The organism is Pollutimonas rozaliensis, assembly GCF_048751585.1.
Lineage (GTDB): Bacteria > Pseudomonadota > Gammaproteobacteria > Burkholderiales > Burkholderiaceae_B.
This window is the reverse complement of the sequence record NZ_JAZHOB010000257.1, coordinates 1-252: the sequence shown is the minus strand read 5'-3', so window position 1 is coordinate 252 and position 252 is coordinate 1. Positions and strand designations below refer to the sequence as shown.

The 252-nt window shown below is 49.6% G+C and carries 1 protein-coding gene; it reads left to right on the top strand.

All coding sequences use genetic code 11. The annotated features are described in order from the left end of the window. Nucleotides 1–58: 58 nt before the first annotated feature. On the top strand, nt 59–252 hold a 194-nt coding region (locus V0R37_RS22815; protein ID WP_420376650.1), incomplete at its 3' end, for a nitrate- and nitrite sensing domain-containing protein.

Sequence of the window (252 nt, the reverse complement as noted above, 5' to 3'; positions counted from 1 at the left end):
GTTCGAACGTCTAAACCAGATGGTTGGCCGAGGAGAGGCCTATACCACGGCCTATAACATGTTCGCCAATCCCGAGCTGCGCAGGGCTTTTGAACAGGCCCTCAACAATCCTTCTGCACAAAGCGCACTTCAGATGCGTAATAAGGCCATCGCTTCTCCTGGCGGCAATTTTGGTATCGATGCCAGCCAGTGGTTTAACCAACAAACGGCAAAAATCGATGAGTTGAAAAAGATTGAACAACTCGCCACTAA